This is a genomic window from Polaromonas sp. P1_G4 (genome assembly GCF_056405475.1).
In genome coordinates, this window is sequence record NZ_JBFUCA010000398.1 from 1 (window position 1) to 4,046 (window position 4,046).

General features: G+C 62.9%; 5 protein-coding genes. 4 read left to right on the forward strand and 1 reads right to left on the reverse strand.

Annotated features, from left to right (window positions below; genetic code table 11):
* Positions 1 to 134 precede the first annotated feature (134 nt).
* The 4 genes from recO to nagZ all read left to right on the forward strand — a co-directional run bounded on the left by recO (position 135) and on the right by nagZ (position 3,358).
* Complete coding sequence (gene recO / locus AC1D1X_RS17355; protein ID WP_457279374.1) at positions 135 to 884, forward strand: DNA repair protein RecO; 750 nt, start codon at positions 135 to 137, stop codon at positions 882 to 884.
* Between the two features lie 12 nt (positions 885 to 896).
* Positions 897 to 1,703, forward strand: coding sequence for a pyridoxine 5'-phosphate synthase (locus AC1D1X_RS17360; protein WP_477671324.1), 807 nt, complete (start codon positions 897 to 899; stop codon positions 1,701 to 1,703).
* Positions 1,704 to 1,837: 134 nt separating this feature from the next.
* On the forward strand, positions 1,838 to 2,236 hold the full coding sequence (acpS, locus tag AC1D1X_RS17365) for a holo-ACP synthase (protein ID WP_477671325.1): 399 nt from the start codon (positions 1,838 to 1,840) through the stop codon (positions 2,234 to 2,236).
* A 63-nt stretch (positions 2,237 to 2,299) separates the two neighbouring features.
* Positions 2,300 to 3,358 (forward strand): beta-N-acetylhexosaminidase, encoded by a 1,059-nt coding sequence (gene nagZ / locus AC1D1X_RS17370; protein ID WP_477698750.1) that lies wholly within the window; start codon positions 2,300 to 2,302, stop codon positions 3,356 to 3,358.
* 131 nt (positions 3,359 to 3,489) lie between these two features.
* On the opposite strand, the gene AC1D1X_RS17375 is transcribed toward nagZ, so the two are convergent.
* Positions 3,490 to 3,996 carry a YgjP-like metallopeptidase domain-containing protein gene (locus tag AC1D1X_RS17375; protein ID WP_477671327.1) on the reverse strand — a complete coding sequence of 169 codons (507 nt, stop codon included), beginning with the start codon at positions 3,994 to 3,996 and terminating at the stop codon, positions 3,490 to 3,492.
* Positions 3,997 to 4,046 lie beyond the last annotated feature (50 nt).

Consider the following 4,046-nt stretch of genomic DNA (forward strand, 5'->3'; position numbering starts at 1 on the left):
GGCCCCCGGCCCCCACGGTCGCTCACTTCGTGTAGTTCCCTGCCCCCCGAGGGGGCCGCCCGCCTGCGGCCTGGCAAAGCCAGTTCCGCGGCTCATGCTGGCCTGCCTTCTTTAAACCGTTTGAATCCCTGAACATGGCGACCAAGCGCATAGGTGACGAGCCCGCCTACGTCCTGCATCGCTACGACTGGAGCGAGTCCAGCCTGATCCTGGAGGTGTTCACCCGCAAGTATGGGCGGGTGGCGTTGGTGGCGCGGGGAGCCAAAAAGCCCAGTTCCAGTTTCCGGCCGATCTTGCTGCCTTTGCAGCCGCTGCACATTGCCTTTGGTGGCGATGCCGAAATCCGTACCCTGAAAAGCGCTGAGTGGCAGGGAGGTCACGTTATGCCTACGGGGGATGCCTTGCTGTCGGGTTATTACCTCAACGAGCTGCTCATGCGCCTGATGGCGCGTGACGACCCGCATCCCGTGCTGTTTGACGCCTACGCCGCCACGGTGCAATTGATCGCCGCACAAAGTGCCGAAACCCTGCAGCTGGCGCTGCGCGCGTTTGAGCTGCGGCTGCTGCGCGACATCGGCCTTTTACCCCTGCTGGACGCCGAAACCGCCACGCTGGCGCCGCTCGATCCGGACACCCGCTATGTGCTGGTGCCAGAGGCGGGGCTCCGGCAAGCGCACGACGACGATCGCGTCAGCCTGCCCGGCGGGCAATGGCAGGCGCTGCAACAGGCGCTGGGTGACGAGGCGCTGTTCTCTGACACGGTACGGGCCTGTATCCCCGGTTTCAATGAGCTTAAAACCCAGTTGCGCGGGCTGCTGCACTACCATTGCGGCGTCAAGGTCCTGAAAACCCGGCAGATGATGATGGACCTGCAAGCTTTCTAACGAGCAACCGCCATGAAACTCCTTTCGCCCGTTCCCCTCGTGTCCCATGTGTATGACAAGACCGCACTGTCGGTCAACGTCAACAAGGTCGCCTTGCTGCGCAACTCCCGGCACCTGGACATTCCCAGCGTGCGGCGCGCCGCCGAGCTGTGCCTGGAGGCCGGCGCCCAAGGCATCACGGTGCACCCGCGGCCCGACGAGCGGCATATCCGCCGTGACGACGTCTTTGAACTCGCCGCGCTGATGAAGGACTGGCCAGACCGCGAATTCAACATCGAAGGCAACCCGCTCCAGAACCTGATGGGCTTTGTGCACGATCTGGCCGCCAGGGGCCTGCCGCTGCACCAGTGCACTTTTGTGCCCGACAGCGAGGACCAGTTCACCAGCGACCATGGCTGGAATTTCCCCGAAGACGCGGAGCGCCTGCAGCCCCTGATAGAACAGGTCCATGACCGCCGTGTGCGGGTCAGCCTTTTCATGGACCCGGTTCCCGAAGCCATGGCAGCAGCCAAGGCCGTGGGCGCCGACCGGGTGGAGTTTTATACCGAGACCTACGCGCGCGCTTGGCCCACCCCTGAAAAGGCCGAAGTCCTGGCGCGCTTTACCCGTGCGGGCCAGGCCGCCGCGGCAGCCGGCCTGGGCATCAACGCCGGCCACGACCTGAACTGCGACAACCTCACGGAGTTTGTGCGCGAAGTCCCCGGCGTGCTGGAGGTGTCGATAGGCCACGCTTTTGTTGCCGACGCGCTCGAGTTGGGTTACGCCGCGACCACCAGGCGTTACCTGCTTAGCATCACCCAGGCATTCGCCCCCGCATGAGTGGAGCCCCCACGGTCGCCCACTGCGTGTGGCTTCCTGCCCCCCGAGGGGGCCGCCCGCCTGCGGCCCGGCGAAGCCRGTYCCGCGGCTCRTGCTGGCTTTTTGCGTGTCACTTTGCGGCGATTGGGTGCTAGATGATTTACGGTATTGGAACTGACATCTGCGACGTGCGCCGCATCCGCGCCAGCCTTGAGAGGCATGGCGAACGGTTTGCCCGCAGGATCCTGAGCGACGGTGAACTTGCCACCTGGAAACACCGCAGCGCGCGCTGGCCCGACCGCGGCGTCAGCTACCTTGCCACCCGGTTTTCAGCCAAAGAGGCTTTCAGCAAGGCGATCGGCACCGGCATGCGCATGCCCATGACCTGGCGCAGCTGCGAAATCGCCAAGGCGCCCAGCGGTAAACCCGAGATCGTGCTGCACGGCACGCTCAAGGCCTGGTTTGAAGCCCGCCAGCTCACTGCCCATGTGTCCGTCACCGACGAAACCGATTACGCCGCCAGTTTTGTGGTTGTAGAGAAAAATGGCCCCTAGCGCCCGTCAATATTGCGCTGGCAGCTATCAATTTAATAGTATTTAATTCCTGATTTCAATCCCATGACCCAGCACGCTCCCCTCATCATCGACATCGCCGGCCTCACGCTGACCAAGGCTGACCGCCGGCGCCTCAAGCACCCCTTGACCGGCGGGATCATCCTGTTTGGCCGCAACTGGCAAGACCGCCGGCAACTGAGCGCGCTCTGTGCTGAGATAAAGAGCATCCGGCCGGACTTGCTGATTTGCGTGGACCACGAAGGCGGCCGCGTGCAGCGCTTCAGGACGGATGGTTTTACCCACCTGCCGCCTATGCGCGCGCTGGGCTCGCTGTGGATGAAGGACCAGCTTGCGGCCACCAACGCCGCCACCGCCTGTGGCTACGTGCTGGGTGCCGAGTTGCGCGCTTGCGGCGTTGATTTCAGTTTCACGCCGGTGTTGGACCTCGATTGGGGTGAAAGCGGGGTCATCGGCGACCGCGCCTTTGGCCGCGACCCGCGCGTGGTCACGCTGCTGGCCAAAAGCCTGATGCACGGCCTGCTGCAGGCGGGTATGGCCAATTGCGGCAAGCACTTCCCCGGCCATGGTTTCGTCAAGGCCGACTCCCATACCGACATCCCGGTCGACAAACGCAGCCTGAACGCCATCCTGGCCGACGACGCCGCGCCTTATGAGTGGCTGAACACCACGCTCACCAGCGTGATGCCGGCACATGTGATTTACCCCAAGGTGGACGCCAGGCCGGCAGGTTTTTCGGAAAAGTGGCTGACTTACATCCTGCGCGGCCAGCTGGGTTTTGGCGGCGCGATTTTCAGCGACGACCTGAGCATGGCCGGCGCACGCCTCATTGACGGCAAGGAAGTCAGCTACACCGAGGCTGCTGTCACGGCGCTGAACGCCGGCTGCGACATGGTCCTGCTGTGCAACCAGTCGGTGGGGGAGGGCAAACCGGTGGACGAACTGCTGGACGGCATGGCCGAGGCGCTGCTCAAGGGCCAGTGGGAAGCGCTGGAGTCCAGCGAGCTGCGCCGGCTGGACCTGCTGCCCGCCACCCCAGCCCACGAATGGGACGAACTGATGCTGCACCCGGCGTATATGCACGCGATGGGGCTGATTCCCTGAGATGCGTTTGCCGGAGATGCTATTAAATGAATAGCTGATGGCGCAAGACTGTATTGGGTTTCAGGCCTTTTCCTTGTAAATTTGACCGATTCGAAACCCGCACGGACGGCTGTGGCCACACCGCAGTGGGGTCAGGCTGAAGGCCACTCCAGCCGGCCCACCGCATCCATATGCGTCAGGTACACCCGCAGGTCAAATTCATACTGGTGGTAGCGCGGCTCCATATGGGTGCAGAGCTGGTAAAAAGCCTTGTCGTGCGCTTTTTCCTTGATGTGGGCCAGTTCGTGCACCGCAATCATCCGCAAAAACTCTTCCGGCACTTCCCTGAACAGCGTTGCCACCCGGATTTCACGCTTGGCTTTAAGTTTGCTGCCCTGGACCCTGGAAACAGTGGTGTGTGTGCCCAGCGCATGGGCAATCACGTGCAGCTTGCTGTCAAAAGCGACTTTGGAAAGCGGCTCCGAGCTGCGTAAAAACTCGCTTTTGAGTCCCATCACGTAGTCGTACAGGGCCTTGTCCGTCCGCACGCCATGGGCAAGGGGGTATTTGGCAAGCAGCACCTCACCCAGCCGGCCCTGCGCCAGCAGCTGCTGCACCTGGGTCTGCAGACTGTCGGGGTAGCCGAGAAGGTATTTCAATAGCACCCCCGTCCAGGCTCACTGCGTGTAGCCTGTTCCCCCCTCAAGGG